Annotated in this window: 2 protein-coding genes; both read left to right on the top strand. The window is 46.7% G+C overall.

Translation table 11 applies throughout. The annotated features are described in order from the left end of the window. A partial coding sequence (locus R7Q46_RS29480; RefSeq protein ID WP_318078626.1) for a helicase C-terminal domain-containing protein occupies positions 1–338 on the top strand: 338 nt, incomplete at its 5' end. A gap of 56 nt (positions 339–394) precedes the next feature. Further along, positions 395–550 (top strand): tRNA threonylcarbamoyladenosine biosynthesis protein TsaB (locus R7Q46_RS29475; RefSeq protein WP_411978794.1); only part of this gene is annotated, 156 nt, incomplete at its 3' end.

The raw sequence follows: 550 nt of genomic DNA, 5'->3' as shown, positions 1-550 counted from the left end.
GGGAAGGGATCGATGTTAGAGGTGACGCACTGAGCTGTGTTATCATCGACAAATTGCCGTTTACTGCCCCGGATGATCCGCTGCTAAAAGCCCGAATTGAAGATTGTCGATTGCGTGGTGGTGAGCCGTTTGCTGAAGTGCAAATCCCCGATGCGGTGATCACTTTAAAACAGGGCGTAGGGCGTTTGATTCGAGATCAGAAAGATCATGGTGCATTGATCATTTGTGACAATCGCCTTGTCACCCGTGACTATGGCGGCACGTTCCTTGGAAGCTTGCCTCCGATCCCAAGAACACGAGATTTAGAACGTATCAAAGCGTTTCTTAAAGCAGAATAATTAGTCGCAGCCTGTGCTGTGATGTAACCAAATAAAATAGAGTTTTAGAGAGTTAAATGAGCGCAAAAATTCTTGCTATCGATACCGCAACTGAAAACTGTTCAGTTGCACTACTGGTTAATGACCAAGTGATTTCACGCAGCGAAGTGGCACCTCGTGACCACACGAAAAAAGTGCTGCCAATGGTTGACGAAGTGCTGAAAGAAGCGGGT

Source organism: Vibrio sp. 811, assembly GCF_033339195.1.
Note: the sequence above shows the minus strand (reverse complement) of the source record. Positions and strands in the feature narration are given on the sequence as shown.